The 24095-nt window shown below is 65.8% G+C and carries 14 protein-coding genes; 8 read left to right on the forward strand and 6 right to left on the reverse strand.

Annotated features, from left to right (window positions below; genetic code table 11):
- Window positions 1–92: 92 nt before the first annotated feature.
- The 4 genes from P9875_RS00715 to P9875_RS00730 form a co-directional block, all read right to left on the reverse strand.
- Window positions 93–13742 carry a filamentous haemagglutinin family protein gene (locus P9875_RS00715; RefSeq protein WP_278317332.1) on the reverse strand — a complete coding sequence of 4550 codons (13650 nt, stop codon included), beginning with the start codon at window positions 13740–13742 and terminating at the stop codon, window positions 93–95.
- 200 nt (window positions 13743–13942) lie between these two features.
- Window positions 13943–14890, reverse strand: coding sequence for a FecR family protein (locus tag P9875_RS00720; protein WP_035823143.1), 948 nt, complete (start codon window positions 14888–14890; stop codon window positions 13943–13945).
- On the reverse strand, window positions 14883–15440 hold the full coding sequence (locus P9875_RS00725) for an RNA polymerase sigma factor (protein WP_035823145.1): 558 nt from the start codon (window positions 15438–15440) through the stop codon (window positions 14883–14885). Before P9875_RS00725 ends, P9875_RS00720 begins: the two co-directional genes overlap by 8 nt.
- Before the next feature lie 2 nt (window positions 15441–15442).
- Entirely contained in the window at window positions 15443–16105 is a 663-nt protein-coding gene (locus P9875_RS00730) for a secretin and TonB N-terminal domain-containing protein (RefSeq protein WP_278317333.1), read from the reverse strand.
- 260 nt (window positions 16106–16365) lie between these two features.
- Between P9875_RS00730 and P9875_RS00735 the strand changes: the two genes are divergently transcribed.
- The 5 genes from P9875_RS00735 to P9875_RS00755 all read left to right on the forward strand — a co-directional run bounded on the left by P9875_RS00735 (window position 16366) and on the right by P9875_RS00755 (window position 20661).
- Window positions 16366–16731 carry a hypothetical protein gene (locus tag P9875_RS00735; protein ID WP_278317334.1) on the forward strand — a complete coding sequence of 122 codons (366 nt, stop codon included), beginning with the start codon at window positions 16366–16368 and terminating at the stop codon, window positions 16729–16731.
- Window positions 16732–16825: 94 nt separating this feature from the next.
- Window positions 16826–19174 carry a Tex family protein gene (locus P9875_RS00740; protein ID WP_035823150.1) on the forward strand — a complete coding sequence of 783 codons (2349 nt, stop codon included), beginning with the start codon at window positions 16826–16828 and terminating at the stop codon, window positions 19172–19174.
- A 4-nt stretch (window positions 19175–19178) separates the two neighbouring features.
- On the forward strand, window positions 19179–19649 hold the full coding sequence (locus tag P9875_RS00745; RefSeq protein ID WP_278317335.1) for a GNAT family N-acetyltransferase: 471 nt from the start codon (window positions 19179–19181) through the stop codon (window positions 19647–19649).
- Window positions 19650–19754: 105 nt separating this feature from the next.
- On the forward strand, window positions 19755–20066 hold the full coding sequence (grxD, locus tag P9875_RS00750; protein ID WP_010402157.1) for a Grx4 family monothiol glutaredoxin: 312 nt from the start codon (window positions 19755–19757) through the stop codon (window positions 20064–20066).
- On the forward strand, window positions 20059–20661 hold the full coding sequence (locus tag P9875_RS00755; RefSeq protein WP_278317336.1) for a UbiX family flavin prenyltransferase: 603 nt from the start codon (window positions 20059–20061) through the stop codon (window positions 20659–20661). The genes grxD and P9875_RS00755 overlap by 8 nt, the downstream gene beginning before the upstream one ends.
- Window positions 20662–20832: 171 nt before the next feature.
- Here P9875_RS00755 and P9875_RS00760 read toward each other — a convergent pair whose 3' ends face one another.
- On the reverse strand, window positions 20833–21159 hold the full coding sequence (locus tag P9875_RS00760) for a hypothetical protein (RefSeq protein ID WP_092801601.1): 327 nt from the start codon (window positions 21157–21159) through the stop codon (window positions 20833–20835).
- 89 nt (window positions 21160–21248) lie between these two features.
- Window positions 21249–21656, reverse strand: a complete 408-nt coding sequence (locus P9875_RS00765) for a hypothetical protein (RefSeq protein WP_034753756.1) — start codon at window positions 21654–21656, stop codon at window positions 21249–21251.
- A gap of 244 nt (window positions 21657–21900) precedes the next feature.
- On the opposite strand from P9875_RS00765, the gene P9875_RS00770 reads away from it, so the two are divergent.
- The 3 genes from P9875_RS00770 (at window position 21901) to P9875_RS00780 (ending at window position 24082) form a co-directional block, all read left to right on the forward strand.
- Window positions 21901–22194, forward strand: coding sequence for a hypothetical protein (locus P9875_RS00770; RefSeq protein ID WP_158301276.1), 294 nt, complete (start codon window positions 21901–21903; stop codon window positions 22192–22194).
- A 174-nt stretch (window positions 22195–22368) separates the two neighbouring features.
- Window positions 22369–22773 carry a MerR family transcriptional regulator gene (locus tag P9875_RS00775; protein WP_099379188.1) on the forward strand — a complete coding sequence of 135 codons (405 nt, stop codon included), beginning with the start codon at window positions 22369–22371 and terminating at the stop codon, window positions 22771–22773.
- A 124-nt stretch (window positions 22774–22897) separates the two neighbouring features.
- Window positions 22898–24082, forward strand: a complete 1185-nt coding sequence (locus P9875_RS00780) for an isovaleryl-CoA dehydrogenase (protein WP_086137446.1) — start codon at window positions 22898–22900, stop codon at window positions 24080–24082.
- The last annotated feature ends 13 nt before the right edge of the window (window positions 24083–24095 follow it).

Consider the following 24095-nt stretch of genomic DNA (forward strand, 5'->3'; position numbering starts at 1 on the left):
CCGGCGTTTTTTTGTTGCTAATGCTGATCTACTGATGCCTAGACAGCCGCCGCGCGCGGCGACTGCCGAATGTCATCAAATGTTCATAAAACTCACGGTTGCAGGCCGCGCCGCTCGTTCGGCGTGAGCGCCTGCAGCTGCGGCGCCGTCAACGGCCCCGCGCCCAGCACCTGCACCACGCCGGCCGGCTGATAGCTGGACGCCTGCGGTTCGCCGCCCTGGTGCTTGCCAACACCGCCCTCGTCCGCCTGCTCGTTGCCAAAGCCCAGCACCTTCACCGTGAACAGCGACGGTTGCGCCTGGCGCGTGGCGGCCCGTTCGCGCTGCAGCACGTCCTGCGCCGCCGTCACGGCTTGCGTGGCGGCCGCGCTGGCGTTGCTCAATGCGCCCACGTTCACGGTGGCGACCACGGGCAGGCCCGCCGACTTGCCCTGCACCTGGACGTTTTCCGCATTGATCACCTGCAAGGCCGCCAGGTTGACGTTGCCCGAGACGCGGATGCCCGCCTCGCCCGCGTCGATGCTGCCCAGCGGGGCGATCAGGTCGATGTCGCCGGGCGGCACCTCCGGGATCGGGTTCAGGGTGGCGATGCCGGCGCCCGTGGCCGGCGTGCTCGGCGACAGGCTGACCAGGCCGATGCTGTCGTACGCGCGGCGCTGCGGCGTGTAGACAACGGTGGACTTGGTGCCGCGGCCCGCGTTGATGTCGCCCGTGGCCGACCAGGCCAGGATGTTGCCGCCGAAGGTAGTAAAGATGCGGCTCTGGCCCAGCAGGATGCTGTCTTTCGCATACATCTGGATCTCGCCCTGTCCCTGCGTCAGCACGCCCGAGCCTTCGCCCGGCGCATAGCCGCCATCGACGCCGATCAGCGCGCGCCCGCCCGGCACCGTGATGCCGATGTCGCCGCCGGCATCCGTGTGAATGCCCGCGTCGTTGACGGTCACGTAAGGCACGTTGTAGTCGGGACGGCCCGCCTCGACCCATTCCTGCGGACTCAGGTAGCGCACGCCCGCGACGGGACGCTTGGTGTACACGCCGCCGTATCCGTTGACCGTGTACAGCGCGCTGCTGAACATCGTCAGGTCGCCCTGGTACTCGATCTTCTGGCCCGCCTTGTCCTGCGATGGGAACAGGGTGGCGATCGCTTCCCGGCCGCGCAGATAGCTGCCGCGGCGCATGCCGTCCGGATCGTTGTACTCGCGCCCGGCCGCCTTCAGTTCGGCAAAGTAGACATTGCTCAGGTAAACCTGCTGCTGCTCCTTCGGCAAGGCGGCAAAGAAGCTGCGCGCATCGGTGGCCGGGTCGTAGCGGATGCCCAGGCCGCTGTCGCCGCCAAAGCGCGTCGTCAGCCAGTTCACCAGGTGCAGCTGGCTGACCTGCGCGTATTCGCGCGCCAAGTCGCGCCGCACGGCGCCCCTCTGCTGGCCGACCTTTTCCAGTTCCGCCTGCTTCGTGCCGAGGAAGGCGGACGCGCCCGCCTCGTCGCCACTGTAGGCGAACTGGCCGCGCAGCCAGTCGGCCAGGGTCAGCTTGCCGCCGTAGACATACACGGCGCTGCCGGCCTGGTCGGCCAGCGGCTTGGCCGGATCGGCCAGCTTGGACGGGTCCAGGTAGCGCGCCGCGAAGGCCGCATAGTCGGGACCGTTGCGGCCCACGCCGGCGGCCACGCTGATGCCGGCGCCATTGCCGCGTTCGCCGATACCGCTGCCGATGATCGAACCGAGGCTGCGCAATTCCGCCTTGTCGGCCATGTACAGGTCGCGCCCGGCGCTCACGTTCAGCTGGCCCGGCCCCGCCACATAGAAAGTGCTGTAGCGGATATCGCGGCCGGCACTGACGACGGAAACGTCATCGGCATGGCGGTGCACGAAGAGGTTGCCGCGCGCCGACGAGCTGGCGAAGACGACCGGCTTTTCCGGCAGCTCGGGACTGTTGGCAAAGGGCTGGCCGGTCCATCCCGCCGCGCCAGCCGGCACGCCTTCGACACTGCCGAGCGGCGTGCCGGAATTGACGATGTCGCGCCCGGCGCGCACGGCCACGGCGCCACCGCCTTCGTACCATACGCCCAGCGGGCCCGTTTCGCCCTTCAGTGTTCCCCGGTACACGATGCCGCCCGTGCGCAAGCCCACGATGTCGCCGCTGTTGGCATAGAAGTGCGCGGGCACCTGGCCCGCCGGCACATAATCGGAGACCGTCGGCGGGGTCATGCTGAACAGCGGATAAGTCTGCTCCGCACCGCTGGCGCCGTTGCTGGTCGCCCCCAGCAATTTCAGCGCTGAAGGCGCCAGCGCCTCCTGGCTGACGTTATGCAGCGGCAAGTGGCCGAACCACACCGGGCCCAGGGCGCCGACGAAACCGGGATTGAACGGGCTCGGCAAGAGTCGCGGATCGGCGCCCGATTGCGTGATCGGATAGCCGGCCGCATGGATGGAGTCGGCGGCCAGCATTTCCAGCTGGCCCGCGCCCGTCCTGACAAACTGCGGCGCCACCGGTGACGGCGCCAGGATCACGCCGTTTTGCGGCATGTCGACCTTGCCGCCATCACCCAGCCGGCCCAGGCTGGCATTGCCGTAGTACAAACTGCCGCTGGCGGCCACGGCGCGCAGCACGGACGGCATGACGAAACGCCCGTCCGACGGCGCGTAGTTGTCGCCGACCGTCGCATTGATCCAGGACGAGGTGGGCGTCAGGTTGCCGCCCGCGCTGAACAGGTCGATGGCCGTGGCCGGCGTCCACAGCGAGAACCAGCTCCAGCCTTCGCCGGTGCGCTCCACGCCCTGGTAGCTGAACGGCGAACCATAGCCCAGTTGCTTCACGCGGCCCGCATCGGCCACGCCGCCCAGCACCACATCGCCGCGCGCATCGATGCGCACGCCGCTGTCGCCCGGCACCAGGATAGGCCCGCCGCTGGCGATCGCCGTACCCGCCGTGTAGGTTTCATACGGCCGCGATTCCTTCGGATCGGCGCGGTCGAAGCGCAATTCGATGCCGCCCACGGCGCCCGCTTCCAGGCGCAGCGCGCCGCGCAGGTTGGTAAGCGTGCTGTTCAGGCCAGGCAGCTGGCGTTCGAAACGCGTGTTCGGGTTCGGCCGGTCGCTATTGCTGTCGAAGCTGCGCACCTCGGCCACAGGGTTCAGCCCGCCGCCGATGCGGATATCGAGATCGCCGCCGCCCGTCAGCAGCAGCTTGCCGTCCGGCGTCACCCTGCCCGTGCTGCCCACGGCCACGTTCAGGCCCTGGCTGCGCGGCGCGAACTCGCCGCCCGCATCGGCGCGCGAGGCCAGCATGCCGGCGTCGCCGCCCGCCTGCAGCAGCAGATTGCCGCCACCGAGGGTGCCGATGCCCGTAAAGCCCGACAGGAAAGGCATGCCCGAATACAGGTCCGCCCCTTCGGTGCCCGGAACATAGGTGCCGAAGTTGATCCACCATGCCGTCGGCACGCCGCCGCCCGTGCTGCCGCTGCCCTGGCGCCACAGCCAGGTGCCGATATCGCTGGTGTCCTGCTGTGGACGCAGCCAGCCGATCGCGTCTTCGCGCCGGCTGACGGAGGCGGCCAGCGTGTCACCCTTGACGTCGCCCTGGGCGCGCAGCAGCAGGTTGCCGCCATGCTCGGGATACCAGGCGCGGTACAGGCTCTGGCTGCCGCCGTCGACGAACGGGATGAAAGCATCGCCGTCCGTCCCCAGCAACTGGCCCTTGACGGTCCGCGCGCGCGGCAGATTGAACAGGTCCTTGCCGCCCACCAGCGGCGATGCCGACTGCGTGCCCGCCGTGTAGACGCCATACAGCGAACGCATGTCGAAGTCGCCCGCGGCGAGCAAATCGAGGTCGCCCGTGCCCGTGCGCAGCACGCTGAACAGGGGCTGGCGCGCCGGCTCCACGCTGATCACCTCAACGGGCGGCGTGCCCTCCGCCACCTTGATCACAAAGTGCGCAAAGTACTCCAGCATGATTTCCTCGCCGCCAAAGTCTTCGACATTGACGTCGCCCGGTCCGTAGCCCTCGGCGATAGCCGCATCGCTGTAGATATATTTGGCCGGCAAACCCGTGCCCGGCTTGATGGAAGTCACCTTGCCCATGCCGTAATGCGCATCGGCCAGCATCAGATGCGCGTCCTTCGCATGCGGCTTCAGCGCGCGCGTGTCGGCCGCCGCCGTATCGGCGCCGCCCACCAGGCGCAGCGACCACGCGTGCGAACCCTGGGCCAGCATGGGCGCCAGCGCCAGGTTGCGGCCCTGGCTGCCGCTGCCATCCGCGCTGCGCAGCGACACCATGGTGACGTCGCCCGGCAGCCTGACCACGGTGCCGGCGGGCAGCACGCTGCCCTTGTCCAGCGCCAGCGCCGAGGCCAGCACCACGCCATTGACGGCATTCGTGGCATCGGCCACATCCCACGGCCTGCCTTCGGGGAAAGGCAGGGCCACGTTCGCCGGCCACAGCATGGCCGCCACCCTGGCCGCGCCAGGCAGGCGCAGGCCGGCATCGAGCTGCATCCCGCTCGACAAGGTCAGCGCCTTTGGCAAGACCGTGCCGGCCGCGTACAGCACGCTGCCGTCGGCATTGCGCACGGCGCCGCCCAGCACGCTGCCGGCCGGCAGATTCAACTCCGCCGTCAAGGTGGCGCGCGCCGCCAGCAAGGTACCGCTGCGCAACTCCATGGCTTTCATCGGCACGGCGAAATTGACGCTCGTGCCCGATTTGAAATACGTGTCCTCCGCCAGAGTCACCAGGCCCGCTTGCGGCACGACAACCTCGCCGCCCCACGGCAGCCGGCCTTTCACCAGCTGCCAGCCCTTGTCATCGACCGTGACTGGCAGGGCGCTGGTATCGAAACCATCGGTGATGCTGCCAAAGACGCTGAGCTTGCCGCCAGCGCGCAGCACCAGCGCACCGGCCTCGCCCGAGCCGTACACGCCGCTCAGGCGCGCCAGCGGATTGACGCCGTCGTAGCGGTGGCCGGACAGGTCGATGTCGCCATCGATATGCAGGTCGCCGCCCGGCGTGGCGCTGACGATCTCGACGCCAGGGCGCAGGTGAAAAGCGTTGGCGTCGCCGCGCAAGCCGCGCAGCTTGTTGTCCATCAAGTTGCCGTTGGCCAGCGCGTGGGCCATGAAGGCCTGGCTGTCCGCGTGTTTCTCGTCCAGGTAAGCCTGGTTGATGCTCTGGTAGCTGCGGCCGTCCGCATCCTTGCCCGTGCCAGCCGGGGCATCCTTGTATTGCCAGAAGGCATTGACGTTGACCGTGCGCGCGCCGGCGATGTTCAGCGCGCCGGCCGCGTCGATGTCGATGTCGTCGCCCGTGGCGCCGCCCAGGCGGCGCGCGTTCAGGTCGATGCTGCCGTAGTTGCCGCCCTTGTCTCCGCTGCGCAGGTCAAAACGCGCGCCGCTTTCCAGGGTCAGGCGGCCGCCAGGCGCGGCCAGTTCGATCACGGCGCGGTTCGGCGCCTCGATCACCTGGCCATAGCTGTCCGTGCGCAGCATCGTGCCGTGCGCATCGAGCACGGCGCCGGACTGGATGGTGACGCCGTCGCGGCCGGCCAGACGGATGCTGCCCACCTGCTCGCCGCTGGCGTCGATGCGGCCGCTCACCGTCAAGCTGCCGCCGTCGACGGAGACGCTCACTTCGCGTGCCTTGAGCTCGTCGCCGATGGTCAGATTGCCCTGCTTGAGCTGGAAGCTGCGGCTGCCGAACACCTTGCCCGTGTTCAGGCGCTGGTTCAGGCCGGCGAAGTCGCCGATCTGTTGGGCGCGCACCTCCACGCCGCCCGCCGCGTAGGCTACCTGGGTGCCGCCCGCGTCATAATGGCCGCTGGCGCCGCCCAGCAGGCTGCCGCGCAAGTCGGCCGTGCCTGCCGCGTCGCCCGTGGCGACGACGCTGAGCTTGCCGGCGCGGTTGTTCACGGCCGACACGTCGATCACGGAAGCGGCCGCCTGGCGCACGTCGCCTGCGCGGCTGTCGAGGATCACGTCGCCGCCCCAACTGTACTTGCTCGTGTCATAGAAATCGATCTTGCGGCCCGCCAGGTCCAGCTTGGCCTTGTCGCCCAGCAGCACATCGCGCTCGGCCGACAGGGTCAGCTTTCCGCTTGGCAGAACCACCGAGGTATCGACGCTGACGCTGTTGCCGCTGAGCGCCACTTCCGCGCCCAGGGCGCCGGCCAGCGCCGCATTCGTCGGCGTGGTGGCGGCGGGGGTAGCGCCGGCCGGCGCGCTCACCTTGAGGTCGCCGCCCGCCGTGATGCGGTTGACGGAACCGGCCGCTCCCGTCAACAGCGGCGTGTTGATCAGCAAATCGCCGCCGCTGTAACGGTAGCCATTGGTGGCCGTATCCCACGCGCTTTGCGACTGGTAGACGGACAGGCTGCCCTTGTTGTTGGCCGTCAGCTGTTCGCTGGCATTGAGCGCCACCTGGCCGAAGCCCAGCATCAAACGGTCGAGGTGATGGATGGTGTCGGGACGGCTGTCCGGCGTGAAGCCGAACTCGATGCGCCTGGCGTCGACCTGCAAACGGCCGCTGCCCGTGCCGGGGCCATTGGCGACCACGGCACCCGGTGCATTCGTCGCGCCCTGCCACACGAGGGTGTCCGTGTGGATGCGCGCCAGCGCGTCCGTGCCGCCATAGCCGTAGATGGCCGGCGTATTGAGCACCAGGCGCGACAGCGAGGACTTGCCCGTGGCCGCGTCGATGGTCGACAGCTGCGACGAGTCATAGAAGTTGAAGGAATTGCGCGCCGTCAAACCCAGGCTTTCCAGCGCCGGTGCGCCCGTGCTGGTGTCGCCGCGCAGCAGGCGGTCGAGCACGCCCTGGTTCAGCGCCAGGCCGTCGGGCAAGGCGCCGCGGGCGCTGGCGTCCGCCAGGGACGCCTCGCTGCCGACATTGATCGCCCCCATGCCCAGCACCAGGTTGCGCGTGCCGTAGCGCACGTTGTCGCGCAGGGTAAACGCGCGCTCCGTCACGGCCGCGATGGTGCCCTCGGAATACAGCGAGGTGCTGCCGCCGCAGGCGCCGCCAACTTTCGTGCAGGCGCCGATATCGATGATGCCGGGGCCATACGATTCGGACGACGGCGCCGCAGCCGGCAGCATGTCCAGCCAGCCGTTCGAGACGGCCAGCACGCTGCCCATGGGCTCGTACACATAGCCATCGCGCGAATCCCAGGCGGCCTTGCCGCGGCCCAGCGTATTGATGCCGGAACCCTGCTCCAGGATGATGCCGCCGTCTTTTCTCGCCGTCACCAGAAACACTTCGGCCGCCTTCAGCACGGCGCCGTCGCGCAGCACGATGCCGCCCGCCGATTCGTTGATGGCGGCGATATTGGCGCGCTGGTTGCTGCCCGTGCCAAATTCGCTGTAGTTCACGCGCGGCAAGCCGCCGATGCCCACGCGCTGGGCGCCGAAGGCGTTGATCTGCGACGCATGCACGGACACGCCATCGAAATCGGCCAGCGGCGCCGTGCCGTCGGCCAGCACTTCGTAGCGCGTCGACGCATGGTTGCCCGTGCCCAGCAACAGGGAGCCGCCGAAGCCGCCCTCGGCCGGCGCATACAGGGCGCTGCCATCCATCATCAACGGCGTGTGGTTGTCCTTGACGCTGTGCACGGATGGGGCGGTCAGCTGCACCCGCACGCCCTTGGCGTCGCGCTCGAGCGCGGCGCGCGGCACGCCGTCGCGCGTGGCTTGCGCCACGGCAAAGGCGGCATAGCCCGTTTCATTGTATTGGGAATAGCTGCGCAGCACGTCGGCCGGCGTCAGGATGGCTTGCTGCGCCACCACGTCGCGGATCGCCGTGCCTGCCACGCCCGTCTGCGCCGCCGTGGCAAACGAACCGTTGCGCATGGCGATCGTGCCGCCCGTCTCGACGGCGCCGGCCAGGCCATTCAATTCCACGCGGAAAGCACCGGGCAGCAGGGCGAAATTCGATGGCAGCAGGGTATAGGTGCCGGCCGCCAGGCCGGGCACGCCCGCGCCGATGGTGATCTGGCGTCCCGCGGCGGGCTTGCCCGCGCCCTGCTCGGCCGTCAAAGGCGCCACGTCAGGCTGCACGCCGGGAATGATGGCGTACACGGGGTTGGTATTCAGGCCAGGCAAGGTAAAGCCGCCGTTCGGCTTCATCTGCACCAGCGGATTGAGGCGCGCGTCGGTGGACCCGCCGCGTCCGGCCAGGAAGGCCGCGCCCGTCAAGGTGCCGCCGCCCGACATGTCGAGCACGGCGCCTTGTTGCACGTCGATGGCAGCGCCCGTCAAGGCGATCTCGGGGCCGTTGCCCACGCCCTTGAACACGACATCGTTACCGTCATACAGGTAGCTCAAGCCATCGAGCGTGCCGCCGTACGGCATCGTCAAGCCTTTCGCACTGACGGACGTCAGGCTGCCAGGCAACAGATTGACGCGGCCCGTATTGGCTTCAAAGCCTTCGGCGCCCAGGTTGATCTGGCCCAGCGGCGCGCGCAGCACGCCATGCTGGTTGATGGTGGGCGCAACCAGGCTCAGGGTTCCGAACACGGAGAACGGCTGGTTTGGCGTGGCGCCGTCGCCGCTGCGCCCGATATTGAGCGTGCGCAGCGGATCGAGCGTGACGCGGAGGTTGCCGTATTCGTCGATGCCGCTCTGCTGGCCCACCGTGACCATGCCGCTGTCGCCCGTGGCCGGGTAGATTTGCGCGGCCACCAGGGTGGCGTTGCCGGGCTGGTACAGGGCGGCGCTGTTCGACAGGCGCATGTCGCCGCGGCTGTTCAGGGTCAGCTGCTCGAAGGCATCGCGCTCGACCACCAGGTCGGCGCCGCTGCTCTGCGCAATGGTGCCGCGCGTACCCATGTTGACCTCGCCCGCGATATCGAGCATGCCCGCATCGATCTGCAGCAGGGAATCCTCGGCCACCAGCGGCACGCCCAGGATGCCGCGTCCCTTGCCCAGGTTCTTCGAACCTTTCACGGCATTGGGCACGATGTAATCGTCCTTCTGCGCACGCACGGCCGTACCCAGGCGCACATACGGCGCCGCCAGGTGCACCTGGCTGGCAAGGCTGCCCGCCTTGTCCTGGCCATCGGCATCCGGCTGCGGCGGCTGCTGCGCCAGCCCCAGCGAGGTGGCGCTCAGGCGCAGGCTCTGGCCCAGCGACAGCTTGACGTCGCCGTCAAAACTGAGCATGCCGTTCACATGCAGGGCCAGGTTGTCGAAACCGCCCGCCTGCACGCGGTCGGCGCCCAGGCGCGCGCTGCCGTAGCGCAGCGCCGCATCCTGCTGGCCGGCGCGCAAGTCCTCGGGCAAGGCGCTGTCGCCCTGCACCTGCGCCAGCTGCATTTCGCGCGGCACGCGCACCGCGTTGTCCACGTTGTCGCCCTGCAAGTTGTAGCGGTTGACCTTGCCATAATTGGGCGTGTCCAGCGCCAGCGCCAGGGTACCGCCGGCCGCACCGGCGCCACCGGCCACGGCGCGCAGAGTGCCGTCGGCAAAGATGCCGTTATACGAACTGAGCGAAATCAAACCGCCGTTGCCGGCCACGTTGACGGCGCCCTGGTTCGGCAAGTCCAGCGTGGCTTGCGCGCCGCTGGCGTCGAGCAGCGCACCTGGGCGCACGACGACAAAGGCATCGGCCGCGTCGACGGTGGCCGCATCAGCCTTGTAGCGGGCGCCGATTTCGATGCTGCCGCCCTTGTCGGCACGGCCATAGCGGTCGCCGCGCATGTCGGTGGCGACCGTGGCGCGGCCGGCGACGTCGAGCACGGCCCTGTCGCCGATCCAGATCGACGTGGCTTGTCCCTTGCCGTTCGGTACATCCACATCATTGCCCGTGCCAAACGTGCCGGGCAGGACGGCGATCTTGCCGCCCCGGGCTTCGAGCCGGCCATCGATGGTGATCTGCGCATTGCCCGTCAGGCTGATCTGGCGGCCCGGATCGACCGTGACGACGGCGCCTTGCGCCACCGCCAGATCCCCTTTCACGTGCGGGCTGCCGGCCGTCAGCGACAGGTCGGCGCCGGCGCGCTGCGTCAGACGGGCCTTGCGCGCATCTTCCTGGTATAGGTCCGGCGTCCACACTTCCAGCGCGGCAGCCGGATCCGTGCCACTCGCCACCGTGTGGCCCGTGGCGGGATTGAAGCGCAGCACGGGCATCTTCACATCGACATGCGCATCCTTGACGACCACGACGCCATCGCGGCCCGTGACGGCGTAGTCGGCAAAACCGCTCTGGAACAGGCTGGCGCCCAGCGCCAGCATAGGCTGGACGGTCACGTCGCGCCCCAGCACCGTGCCGGCCGGCAGCAGCATGCCGCGCGGCGCGCGCAAGTCGTCGGCGGCGACGCTGCCGGCCGCATACTGCGTCATCACCGGCTGGATCGGCAAGCCGTTTGGAAAGACCGCCGCCGAGACCACGAAGCCGGCAGGCAGGCTATTGATGGCAGTCAGCACGCTGCCGGCGGGCGCAATGGAACCCTGGTAGACAGACGCGCCGCTGGCGGTGGTGACATAGGCGCCCGGCGGCACCAGCAGGTCGGCTCCCAGCACCAGCGGTTTCTGCGCCGACACGTCCACCGTCACGGGTTTGCTCAAGGCCTGTCCCGGCTTGATCAGGCTGGTACTCAGTGCAAAATCGAAGGGGATCTTCTCGCCCTTGGCGATCAGGAATTCATCGGCCAGGCGCAGGCCGATGGGGGCGCTGCTGCCACCTGGCAACACGTCGCCACCCTGCAGCTTGCCGCCGATGCTGACGGCCGCGCCGCTGTCAATCACCAGGCGTCCGCCGCCTTTCACGCCATGGCCGCGCAACTCGCCGTCGAGCTTGAGCATGGCGCCCGTCGGCGCTTTCTCCGTCGGCAGATCGACCGCCAGGGTGATGTCGCCGCCGCGTCCGCCCTGCAAGCTGCCATTGCTCATCAAGGCCGCGCCCGACGAGACGTCGATGACGCTGCCGCCGGTCAGCTCAACGCCGCCCGAGCTTTTCAAGGTGACCTTGCCGCCATTCACATACGGCAAGCCGGCGACCGCGCCCGGATCGAGTTCCAGGTTGCTCCACAGGCCGCGCGCATCGAGACGCACGCCGGGCGCCACGCGCACGCCGGCCGTTCCCGTGGGACGGTTGTCCGGCACCAGCTTGCCTTCGGCCCATACCGCGCCCGCATTCGCCAGGTAGCGCGAGATGATGTCACCGGCGGCGATGCTGCCGCCGCGCGCGCTGACGTTCGCCTTGATGGCCACGTCGGTGGCGTGCAGGGCGACGTCGCCGCCATCGGCCACGCGCACGTCCGCGTTGACGTCGAGCTTGTCGTAGGCGTAGATATTCAGGGCGCCCAGTTCCAGGCCATTGAGCCAGTCCGCATCGAGCTGCAAGGTCTTGCTGCGCGCGGCCGGCAAGGTTTCACTGAGCAGCTGGCCATCGGCGACGGGCGCCACCTTGCCGATCTCGACTTTTTCCAGCACGGCTTGCGGGCTGTCGCGCAGCTGGCCCGCCTTCGTATCGAAGACGGGCGTCATTTTGCCGACGATCAATTGACCGGCGCGCGCGGCCGACGTCTGCGCCTGCTTGTAGCTATCCATGCCGTCATCGCGCTTGCGCTGCTGGCGCTCGCCCTGGAACACGGACGTGTCGATATCGCCTTCCAGCACGGCCGCGCCCGTGGACACGATCAGGCGGCCCGCGTCGCGGCCCACCGTGTAGCCGTTTTCCAGGCGTTCGCGCGGGCCGATCAAGGCATTCGCGTACGTCTCCGTCGTGTTCGCGCCCCAGCGCGCATGCGTGCTTTCATAGCCGCGGTACAAGCCCGTGTACAGATTGTCGCCGGGTGCAGTGCTGAGCTTGTACATCGCGCCATCGGCGCCCTTCAGCCACGTCTGCTTGACCATGCCCGTCTGCACGTCCAGCGAGCCGCCGGCGATGTTGATGCGCGAACCGGCCTGCGTCACCACTTCGCCGCCGCCAAAGCCGACGGTGCCGCCCTGGGCCGCCCATTCGCCGATGCCGTGGCCGCTGGTATTGAGGTAGCCGCTCACTTCCAGCAGGCCGCCGGCCGTGTACCAGCGGTCCGTGGCGTAGCCATTGGTGCCGGCCGGCACCAGCACCAGGTCGCGGCGGTCGACCCACACGTCGCTGTTGTTCAGGTATTTCGCGTCGCGGCTGCCCGGCGCGTCGCGCTGTTCGTTACCCTGCACATTGATCAGCACATTGTTACTGCTCATGTCGACCTTCACGCCGACGGCGCCGGAGACGTCGATGGCGGCGTCGCGCGCCACGTGACTGCGGCGGGCCGCGTCGACCAGCACCTGGCCACCCGTGGCCAGGGTCAGCGAATCGCCTTCGAATTCCACGTTGCCGGCCGAAACGATGCGCACCAGCGACTGGTCGCGCCGGTCCAGCGGCGTGTCCGTGCCCTTGCCCGTATCTTTCAGCAAGGTATCGCGCTGCACGTCGAGCGCCGTGGCGCCGTTGTCGTCGATAAAAATGGCGCTGACGCTGCCGCGTCCCATGGTGACCTTGGCGTCCTCGCCCGCCGCCGACAGGTGGATGGCGCCGCGTCCGTTGACGGAGGTACTCGACAGCAGCATGCCGTCCTGGCGCAGCGTGTTGCCGCTCAGCGTGATGTCGCCGCCGGCCGACTGGATCAAGCCGCGGTTGACGACGGCGCCGGCGCCGCTGCCGGCAGTGCGCAGCATCTCGACTTCATTGCCGCGCGTGCTCGAATACTGGTTCTTGTCCGTGCCCTGGCCCTGGCGCACGACGATGGCGTCGCCGGCGGCCAGGGTGGTCTGGCCATTCGGCGTGGTAATGGCGCCCGCATTGTCGACGTTGCGGCCGGCCAGCAGCACATAGCCGCCGCCTTCCGTCACCGTTTGCGGCTTGCGCGTGTCGATGCGCGCGCCGGCGGCGACGACGACGTCGGCCTCGGCCTTGCCATGCGTAAAGGTATTCTGGCCCAGCAATAAATCATTCGCGAAGGTCGGCACGGCGCCCGCGCCCTGCGCCTTGCCGTACAGGCCGCTCTTGAACTGGCTGTCGCTCATGCCCATGGCGGCCGCCGCCAGGTTGCGCGTATCGACCTGGCTGCTGCCCGTAAACACGATGCCGTTGCGGTTGACGATCATCACCGTGCCGTCGGCCTTGATCTGGCCCTGGATCTGGCTGGGGCGCGCCAGCGGATCGTTGACCCGGTTCAAGACGGACCAGTTCGATTTCTGGTCGAACTGCAAGGTGGTGTTCTTGCCGACGTTAAAACTTTCCCAGTTCAAAATCGCCTTGTCGTCCGTCTGCACCACCTTCACGACGGTCTTGCCGTCGGCCTGGGTTTGCACAGGGCCCTGGGCGTTGAGCCAGCCCGCCGTCAGGCTGTTAGTGTCGACCTGCAAGCCGCCCTTGACCAGGCCCTCGGGCGCACCGCCGGCGGCCAGCGCCGCCTGGCGCGCGGCCGCCTGCACCGCCTGTTCGGCGGCGATGCCGCGCGCGGCCAGCAACAGGTTGTTCAGCGATTGCTGCAGCTTGCCTTCGGCCTTTTGCTGCTGCAGCAAAGGATTGTTCAGCGATGTGGCCGGCTGGCCATTCGGCAAGCGTCCCGTGGCGGCGGCCACGCCCTGCTGCGCACCCTTGCCGGCGAACCAGGCGCCGCTGAACGGCTGCTGCGCCTGCGCGCCGCCCGTCTGCAGCAGCATGGCGATGGCCAGCGCCAGCGGTTTCAAGCGCACCGGGCGCCCGTTGTGGCTGCCCGCCATGGCGGAGGAGGATGCGTGTTTCGTGACCGACTTGCTTCGCTGCATGGCGACATTCCCTTTTCATGTTCCGTTGCTGACCGATATCGCGAGGCGGCGCGCGGCACGCACGGTGGCGGGCGGCAGGCACTGATTCGCGGCTTCCAGCAGCATTGACAGGGAACAAGGTCCGGGACTGCAAAAGGTCATGAAAATGTCATAATTGGGTGAGCACCTCGGGGCGCCAAGGCGGAGCGCCAAGGCGGGGCTCAGCCGAACAGCACGATGCCGCCCGGCAGCCGCGTCACGCGCGCGCCATACGCGTCCTGGATCAGGGCGATCACGTCGTCGAGGCGGTCGAGCGAAAAGCTCGCTTGCACGCGCGTCAGTTTCAAGGCCTCGCCATTGAGGATCAGCTTGCCGGGACGGTAGCGGTTCACCTCGTCCACCACCTCGGCCAGGGTGCTTTGTTTAAAAACCAGCAGCCGGTGGCGCCACGCGCTGACGTCGCTTTTTGCCACGGCGCGGGCGATGCCGAAATGCTCGGGCCGATAACGCAATTGCTGGCCCGCCGCCAGTTCCGCGTCGTTGCCGGCCTGCGCCACGCGCAAGCGGCCCGCCAGGCACGTCACGCACACTTCCTGGCCGAACAGGCGGATATTGAAGCGCGCGCTGCCGGCCGACACGGTGCCGTCGCCCGCCTGCACGCGCACCCGCGCCGCGCCGCGCAAGCCAGCCTGGAATTCCGCTTCGCCCGCCAGCAGCACCAGCGCCGCGGCGCCATCCTGCAGCGGCGCCGCATCGAGGCGCGTCTGCGTATTCATCTGCACCAGCACGCCGCCGTCGAGCGCCACTTCACGCTGCTCGCCCGTGCCGGTGGCATAGTCGGCGGCAAGACCGGCCACGGCCGGCCACAGATCCGTGGGCGGGCGCAGCACCAGTAAACCCAGCGAGGCGGCTACGGCGCCGCCGAGCCAGGCGCGCCGCGCCACGTTGACAGGCGCCTGGGCCCGCTTGACGGCGCGCGCGGCCGGCGCCATGGCGCCCCACACGGCGCGCGCCTCGGCAAACGCGTTGGCATGCTTGCGGCTGCGCGCGCACCAGTGGCGAAACACTTGCGCGTCGCGCTCGCTGACCTGGCCCGAGGCCAGGCGCACGACCCACGCCTGCGCTTCCTTCTGGATGACACCCATATCGTCTTCCGCTTGTTCAGTCATGATGTTTAGACGTTTTTCCCGCGCCGGGACCGAAGCGCTGGATGAAATCGCGTCCCATGCGTTCGCAGCAATGTTCGAGGCCGGCGCGCAATTCCTTCTCGACGGTGCGGGCGGAAATGCCGAAACGCTCGGCGATGTCGCGGTGCGGCAACTGGTCGACGCGGGCGGCGATGACGATGGCGCGCCGGCGTTTCGGCAATTCCTGCAAGGCCCGTTCCAATTCTTCCAGTTCGGCGCGCGCGCTGAAGGTGCGGGCCGGGTCGGCCAGCTCATCGGCCATCTCGTACAGATCGTCGATGTCGGGCAAACTAAGCAGGCGCGCATTGTCGCGGCGTTGATCTTCCGCAATGTTGATGGCGATGCGCATCAGGTAGGCGGACGGGTAGCTGATCGCCTCGGGCGCGTTCATCCGTTCCACCCGCAAATACGTTTCATGCAGCGCGTCATTGGCCAGGTCTTCCGAGCCGAGGCGGCGCTGCAGGTGGCGGCGAAACTGTCCGTAGCGTTCCAGGAACAGCTTGCGCAAGGTGGTTTTGAGCAGTTCCGGCATGCTCAGGACGCCCCGGCCACGAGGTGGGGCGCGCAATCGGCATCGGGATCGGGCCGCGGCGTCAGTAAAATCGTCAGCGGCTGCGGCAAGCCCGCCGGCGGCGCGCCATCGATCAGCAGGCTGCGCAGGCGCTGCAGCACGGCGCGGTCGCGCTGTTCCACGCCACTCGGTTCCAGCACATGCACGGCGCGCACCTTGCCCCGCTCGTCAAGCCACAGCTGGAAGGCCAGCCGGTAGCGGCCAAAGGCGTCCGGATGCAGGCGGCACAGGGCGCGCGTGAGCGAACGCTGCAGGATGGCCGCATAGCCTTGCAATGCTGCGCTGGCGGGGGTCACTTCGGCCGGCACAGGTGCTGCTGCCACGGGCGCGTCGGCCAGCGCCAGCAAGGTAAACGCATTGCTGCCGCTGAAGCGCGCGCCCAGCTGCGTGCCAGCCAGCAGGCGCTGCAGCGCTTCGGCCGGCGTGTAGTCGCCGCGCACGGGCGCGGCCACTTTGCCGGCCGCCAGCTGGCTGCTGACGAGCACGGAATACCCGGTCACTTCGCCAAACGCCACCAGGGCCGCATCGAGCGGCTGGGCGGGCAAGTCGAAGCGTAGGAGGGCGTGCGCGCCGGCATCAGCACCGTCCGCGCCCGCAGCCGGCCGCACGAATGTCATCAAGGTCATCAATGTCATCAGCAAGCAGGCGGACAGGGCATTGCCCCTTGCGGCGCGGCGGTGGCTTAGTGTCATTTTCCAGGGGAAGCAACGAAAAATCCTGCTCATGAAGTGTCTTGACTGCAATGTTGTCTGCAGAATGGCAAGATGGTAGCTTCATAAAATGACAACTGCATGACATGGCGCCAGCCCGCATCCCCGCCTGTGTCATCGCCGCGACACATGGCCTTGCTATGCTGAACGCTTCATCCACCGCTCCGGGAGCCGTCATGGCACGCCTGTTCTCACTGTTGCTGCTGGCCTGCGCCGCCCTGCCCGTACAGGCGGACGAACACACCGTCGTCGTGAAGGCCGCCGCGCCGCAGAAGGCTTGCGTGGAAGTGGAAGTCCATGGCCAGCGCGCGCCGTCGATGTCTTGCCTGAGTGAAAAATTATTGCCAAACAGCAACACCTTGAACCGGCCGCCGCCCCCCCTGTCCGGTGCGGAAGCCGTCATGCAGCGCCCGTCGAACCAGCTGGGCCTGTACAACCGCGCCGCCCTCGAACACCGCATGGGCAATGCCTTTGGTAAATCCGTTACGCCGCAGAGGCCGCCAGCTCCCGCGCCCGCCAGCCCGCTGCTGCCGGCCCGCTGACCTTGTTGTCAACGCACAGTCCATTTGCGCTGTCAAGATTGCGCAATCGCGCCGATTGCGTATCATTCCAGGCTTGATCGCTCTGGAAACAACCATGCTGCCCACTATCGAACAACGTCTTGCCCTTGAACTTGCCGCCAAACCGGTGCAGGTTGCCGCCGCCATCGAACTGCTCGACGAAGGCGCCACCGTGCCCTTCATCGCCCGTTACCGCAAGGAAGCGACCGGCGGCCTCGACGATATCCAGCTGCGCCTGCTCGAAGAGCGCTTGCGCTACCTGCGCGAGCTGGAAGAGCGGCGCGCCGCCATCGTGGCCTCGATCACGGAACAGAACAAAATGACGCCCGAGCTGCTCGACGCCGTCATGCACGCGGAAGACAAGACGCGCCTCGAAGATTTGTACTTGCCGTACAAACAGAAGCGCCGCACGAAGGCGCAGATCGCCATCGAAGCGGGCCTGATGCCGCTGGCCGACGGCTTGCTGGACAATCCGGAACTGACGCCGGAAATGGAAGCGGGCAAGTTCCTGCGCGACGCGTTTACGAGTGCCGACGGCAACAATCCGGGCGTGGCGGACACCAAGGCGGCCCTCGACGGCGCGCGCCAGATTCTGATGGAGCGTTTCGCCGAAGACGCGACCCTGCTGCAAACCTTGCGCGAATACGTGCAGGAACATGGCATCGTCGAATCGAAAGTGGTGGAAGGCAAGCAGGACGAAGGCGAAAAATTCGCCGATTATTTCGATTACTCGGAAACCATTTCCACAGTCCCCTCGCACCGCGCGCTGGCGCTGCTGCGCGGCCGCCGCGAAGGCATCCTTGACGTCACCCTGCGCCTGGACACGGAAGCGGAAAAACCGAAATGGGATGCGCCGCACAACCCGTGCGAAGGCCGCATCGCCGCCCGCTTCGGCATCAAGCAACAAGGCCGCCCGGCCGACAAATGGCTGGCCGACACGGCACGCTGGACCTGGCGCGTGAAAAGCTTCATGCACCTGGAAACGGAACTGATGGGCGCGCTGCGCGAACGCTCGGAACTCGACGCCATCAACGTCTTCGCCACCAATTTGAAAGCGCTGCTGCTGGCAGCGCCGGCTGGCCAGCGCGCCACCATGGGCCTCGATCCTGGCTTGCGCACGGGCGTCAAGGTCGCTGTCGTTGATGCCACCGGTAAAGTCGTCGACACGGCCGTGATCTACCCGCACCAGCCGAAGAACGACTGGGATGGCTCGCTGCATACGCTGGGCCGCCTGGCCGCCAAGCACAATGTGTCGCTCATCTCCATCGGCAACGGCACCGCCTCGCGCGAAACCGATAAACTGGCGCAGGACCTGATCAAGCAGCATCCGGAAGCGAAGATGACGAAGATCGTCGTCTCGGAAGCGGGCGCGTCGGTGTATTCGGCGTCCGAATTCGCGTCGAAAGAATTGCCGGACATGGATGTGTCCCTGCGCGGCGCCGTCTCGATCGCCCGCCGCCTGCAAGACCCGCTGGCCGAACTGGTGAAAATTGACCCGAAATCGATCGGCGTGGGCCAGTACCAGCACGACGTGAGCCAAAGCCAGCTGGCCCGCTCGCTCGATGCGGTAGTGGAAGATTGCGTGAACGCCGTCGGCGTGGACGTCAATACGGCGTCGGCGCCGCTGCTGGCGCGCGTGTCCGGCCTGTCGGCCAGCGTGGCGCAAAGCATCGTCACCTACCGCGACATGAAGGGCGCGTTCACCTCGCGCGCGGCCCTGAAAGCCGTGCCGCGCCTGGGCGACAAGACGTATGAACAGGCCGCCGGCTTCCTGCGCGTGATGGGCGGCGAAAACCCGCTGGACGCCTCGGCAGTCCACCCGGAATCGTACCCGCTGGTGGAAAAGATCCTCGCTGACATCAAGAAAGATATCAAGGCTGTCATCGGCGAAACGGCCTTGCTGAAAACCCTCAGCCCGGCAAAATATGCGGATGAAACGTTTGGCGTGCCGACCATTTCCGACATTTTGAAGGAACTGGAAAAGCCGGGCCGCGATCCCCGTCCGGAATTCACCACCGCTACCTTCAAGGAAGGCGTGGAAGAGATCCGCGACTTGCGCCCGGACATGATTTTAGAGGGCGTGGTCACCAACGTGGCCGCCTTTGGCGCCTTCGTCGATATCGGCGTGCACCAGGATGGCCTTGTGCACATCTCGGCCCTGTCGAACACGTTTGTCAAAGATCCGCACACGGTGGTCAAGGCTGGCCAGGTCGTGCGTGTCAAAGTGCTGGAAGTCGACGAGAAGCGCAAGCGCATCGCCCTGACCATGCGTTTGACGGACAGCGCGCCGCAGGCGGGCAGCAAGCCCGAGCAAAAGGGCGACCGCAACGACCGCCGCAGCATGGCGCAGCACCAGTCGCAGTCGCGCAACGCGCCCGAGCCGGCCGGCAGCATGGCCGCCGCGTTCGCCAAGCTGCGCGGCTAAGTCCATGGCCGCCAGGCATGATCTGATCATCCTGACGGTGGACGCCGCCAGCGTGGAGGCGCAGCTGCTGCTCGACGCATTGTCGGAGGCGTTGCTGCGCATCAATGGCGACAGCGGCCGTTCTTCCTTCGATGTCGAGGCGGCAACGCCGCGCGGCGGCTTTTATCTGGCCCGTGATGCGGCTGGAGAACTGCTGGGCTGCGCCGCCCTGCGGCCGCTGGGCGAGGCGGACAGCGCCATCGGAGAACTCAAGCGCATGTATGCGCGCCCTCGCGCCGGCGGCGTGGGCGCGGCCCTGCTGGCCCATGTAGAGGCGCAGGCGCGCCAGCATGGCTACCAGGCCTTGCACCTGTCCACCCGCGTGATAAATACCCGCGCCGTGGCGTTTTATGCCAAACACGGCTATGCACCCGTCATTGCTTGGGGCAAATACGTGGGCGCGGCACAATCGGTGTGCCTGGGCAAGACCTTATAAGCGTCAACGTGGCTGACTTGCCCGATTTATGACTTGAGCGCATACCCGTGCCGGCGTTTTCTTATAAAATGACGGCATCTATTTATTTACCCATCAGAGGCAGCTATGAGCGACGTACAAACCTGGATCAAAGAAACCGTGACGAGCACGCCAGTCGTGCTGTTCATGAAGGGCACGGCCCAATTCCCGCAGTGCGGCTTTTCCGGCCGCGCCATCCAGATCCTGAAAGCGTGCGGCGTGGAAAACATCGCTACCGTCAACGTGCTGGATGACCCGGAAGTGCGCCAGGGCATCAAGGATTACTCGAACTGGCCTACCATTCCGCAGCTGTATGTCAAAGGCGAGTTCATCGGTGGTTCCGATATCATGAATGAAATGTTTGAATCGGGCGAACTGAAGTCCCTGCTGGATGCCTGATAGCCAAACGCAGCGGCCGCGCCGTATCGTCGTGGCCATCACGGGCGCCACGGGCGCCGTGTATGGCTTGCGGCTGCTGCAATTACTCGGCGCCATCCCCGGCGTCGAGACGCATCTGGTCTTGTCGGATGCGGCCGTACTGACCCTGCACCAGGAAACGGGCGTGGGGCGCAAGGACATCGAAGCGCAGGCGCACGTGGTGCACAAGCTGCGCGACATCGGCGCCTCTATCGCCAGCGGCTCGTTTCAATCGGATGGCATGGTCGTCGCACCGTGCTCGATGAAGACCCTGGCGGCCGTGGCGCATGGCCTGTCGGATAATTTGATCACGCGGGCAGCCGACGTGGTGCTCAAAGAGCGCCGCCGCCTGATTTTGATGGTGCGCGAAACGCCGTTCAACCTGGCGCACCTGCGCAATATGACAGCCGTGACCGAAATGGGCGGCATCATCTTCCCGCCCTTACCGAGCTTCTACCACCACCCGCAAAGCATCGCGGAAATGGTCGACCATACGGTGGCGCGCGTCATCGACCTGCTCGGCATCGAGCACAGCCTGGCGCCGCGGTGGAATGGTCTTAAAGCGTCAGAAACCTGACATCACCAACGCAATCAACTTATAAGCGGGGAAACCCCTACCAAGTCACGATGCCTGACAAAAGCGTAGCGAGCGGCAGTGATTTGTGGCCAAGAAGCGCAACCGTGCTCTAGCACGGTGAGCATCGCCGGCCGCAAAGCGCGACGCGCAGTAGCTTTGGTCAGGCATCCCTCATCTCTTGTCGAATTGGTGAGCACTTGCCTGCTTCAAATCCCTGGCTTCTTCAACCATCCTGCGGTGGGCGATCCGTTTGCGCATCACTTCCGCATGTTGCGCGGCAGTCATGGGGGGCACGGTCATCAAGTCCTTCAGCTGCGCGGTATTGCTGTAGTTACTTTTCATAAGACGGCTCAAATGCTCGGCTCCGTAGTGGATGAACTGGCTGCTTCTGATGTGATTATGCGCTGGTATTGGCCGCTGCGCCGCTGCGTGCGGGATTATTGTCAAATAATTCCGCTGCAGCGCAACATGCGAGGTCTTATTGTGCGGCAAAATCATGTCTCCAGTATGACCTTGCGCAAATAAAAGGACAGGGGGAGCACCGTCAGCGAAAAGCGGACGGCGCCGGCCGGGGAGGGCCTGAATGCTTACTTTTGGTAGTTGACTCTTACCAGCATGCGAATAAATTCTCGCGCGATTTGACGATGATGTTCATCCAATCTTTGCAAATCGGCAATTAATTTCACATCGGCGGACTCAAAACGCGACAAAGCGCTGCCCGCTTCACCATTCGGCGTGGCGCTTTCCGGGCCGCCAAAACGCAACCATTCCGCCGGAACGCCCAACCATTGGGCAATCATGCGCAATTTCTCTTGCGTCGGAATTGCTTCACCTACTAACCATTTCCTAGCTGCATGCACGGTAATCGGGCGCCCGTCGAAACGGATATTGAATTCCCGGGCCAGTCTGGTCGGGCTGTCTGGAGAATAATGGGCGTTTTTGAGAGCCAACTGAAGTCGCTGGCTGAAGCTTTCGCGTTCGTTAGAAGAATTCATAGGTGTACTATTTCATGTTGTAACATGAAAGTCAGTTTCTTGAATGACCATACAGATTGTTACATTTGAAAAGAGTATCAATTAACAATTAACACTCCGGCCGAGCTTTTCAAGTCAAAAAGTGGGCCGAATTTTCTCTTGCGATTCTGCGTGGCTTCGGGTCAAATTCGCGGCTAGCCTTGATTTTCGCACTGCAGCACGATTCAAAGCCTCGGTTTGGCATTACAACGTACGGTATCGGATAATGCCCTCCTCTACCGATGCGCGCAATGCCCATGTCATACAATTTCTTATAGACAAAGTTTTCAGAAGGGCCATTTTGTTTCCAACATGGAAACGATACAAACAGCGTGCTCATAGTGAAACGTTGTTTTTTGATCGTGCCGGCTGGAAAGAATCTGCGCCTGAAAATTTTACTGCCATCGCAGCGAAAAGAATGTCGCTGTTATGCCAGGAAAGCTCTTTTTGGTGTCATCTTGGCCACCAACTCTCGATCTTAAGCGCGTTTGCGCAAGAAGAATCAATTTATTTTCAGTAACTGTTGCCTTATTCGCCAAATTCCCCTGTCCAGCCCCTCTTTTTTCTTTGTTGCAGCACGGGCAGGGCACGCTACAATAGTATTGACGTTGACGTAAACGGCACTTTGCCATCCATTGCCTCGCAGCACCCATCCAGTGACCGACCACCCATGCAACCGATACCACCCGCACCCATGACGACCTATACCATTACCGAACTGGCGCGGGAATTCGACATCACGGCGCGCGCCATCCGCTTCTATGAAGACCAGGGCTTGCTCAGTCCGAAACGCGAAGGCGCCGGCGGGCGCAGCCGCGTCTACACGCCGCGCGACCGCACCCGCCTGAAGCTGACCCTGCGCGGCAAGCGCCTGGGCCTGGCGCTGTCGGAAATCAAGAGCCTGGTCGACATGTACGAATCGCCGAAGGACACGCGCGCGCAGATGGACCGCTTCCTGGGCGTGCTGGCGCAGCACCGGCAGACCTTGGAACAGCAGCGCATCGATATCGAAATGGCGCTGGCGGAAATCAGCGCACATGAAGACGCTTGCGCGCGCATGCTGGCGGACTCGAACCTTGATAAGGCGCAAACAAACTAAAGGCGCGAGCAGCAGACCGCTGCCGCGCATCGGTTGACGTTTACGTAAACGTCACAACTGAGTATCATAGCTTCACTGACCCGGCATCCATGACCGCCACACTTATAACGACGACGAGGACGACATGCTCCATCTCCCAGGCTTGACCTTTGACCACGGCGACGACATCGCCTCCCTGCGTGAAGCGATCCAACAATTCGCCGCCGCCGAAATCGCGCCGCGCGCGGCCGACATCGACCGCACGGACCAGTTCCCCATGGACCTGTGGCGCAAAATGGGCGACATGGGCTTGCTCGGCATCACCGTCAGCGAAGAGTACGGCGGCGCCGGCATGGGTTACCTGGCGCACATCATCGCCATGGAAGAGATCTCGCGCGCCTCGGCTTCCGTCGGCCTGTCCTACGGCGCCCACTCGAACCTGTGCGTGAACCAGATCAAGCGCAACGGCACGGCCGAGCAAAAAGCCAAGTACCTGCCGAAACTGATCACAGGCGAGCACATCGGCGCCCTGGCCATGTCGGAGCCGAACGCGGGCTCGGACGTCGTCAGCATGAAGCTGCGCGCCGACTTCAAGGGCGACCGCTGGGTCTTGAACGGCACCAAGATGTGGATCACCAACGGCCCCGACGCGGACGTGCTGGTGGTGTACGCGAAAAACGACCTGGAAGCGGGTCCGCGCGGCATGACGGCGTTCCTGATCGAAAAGAATTTCAAGGGCTTTTCCATCGCGCAAAAGCTCGACAAGCTGGGCATGCGCGGTTCGCACACGGGCGAACTGGTGTTCCAGGATTGCGAAGTGCCGGCCGAAAACGTGCTGGGCGGCCTGGGCAAGGGCGTCAACGTGCTGATGTCGGGCCTCGATTTCGAGCGCACCGTGCTGTCCGGCGGCCCGCTGGGCATCATGCAGGCCTGCATGGACCTGGTCGTGCCTTACGTGCATGACCGCAAGCAATTCGGCCAGCCCATCGGCGAATTCCAATTGATGCAAGGTAAGCTGGCCGATATGTATTCGACCATGATGGCGTGCAAGGCCTATGTCTACGCCGTGGGTCAGGCCTGCGACCGCGCCACCACGCCGGAAGCCGTGCGCCAGTTGCGCAAGGATGCGGCCGGCGCCATTCTGTATAGTGCAGAGAAAGCGACCTGGATGGCGGGCGAAGCGATCCAGGCCCTGGGCGGCAACGGCTACATCAACGAGTATCCGGCCGGCCGTCTGTGGCGCGATGCCAAGCTGTATGAAATCGGCGCCGGGACCAGCGAAATCCGCCGCATGCTGATAGGCCGCGAACTGTTTGCGGAAACCAAGTAAGCACGGGCGCGCG

Source organism: Janthinobacterium rivuli (assembly GCF_029690045.1).
GTDB classification, from domain to species: Bacteria; Pseudomonadota; Gammaproteobacteria; order Burkholderiales; family Burkholderiaceae_D; genus Janthinobacterium; species Janthinobacterium rivuli.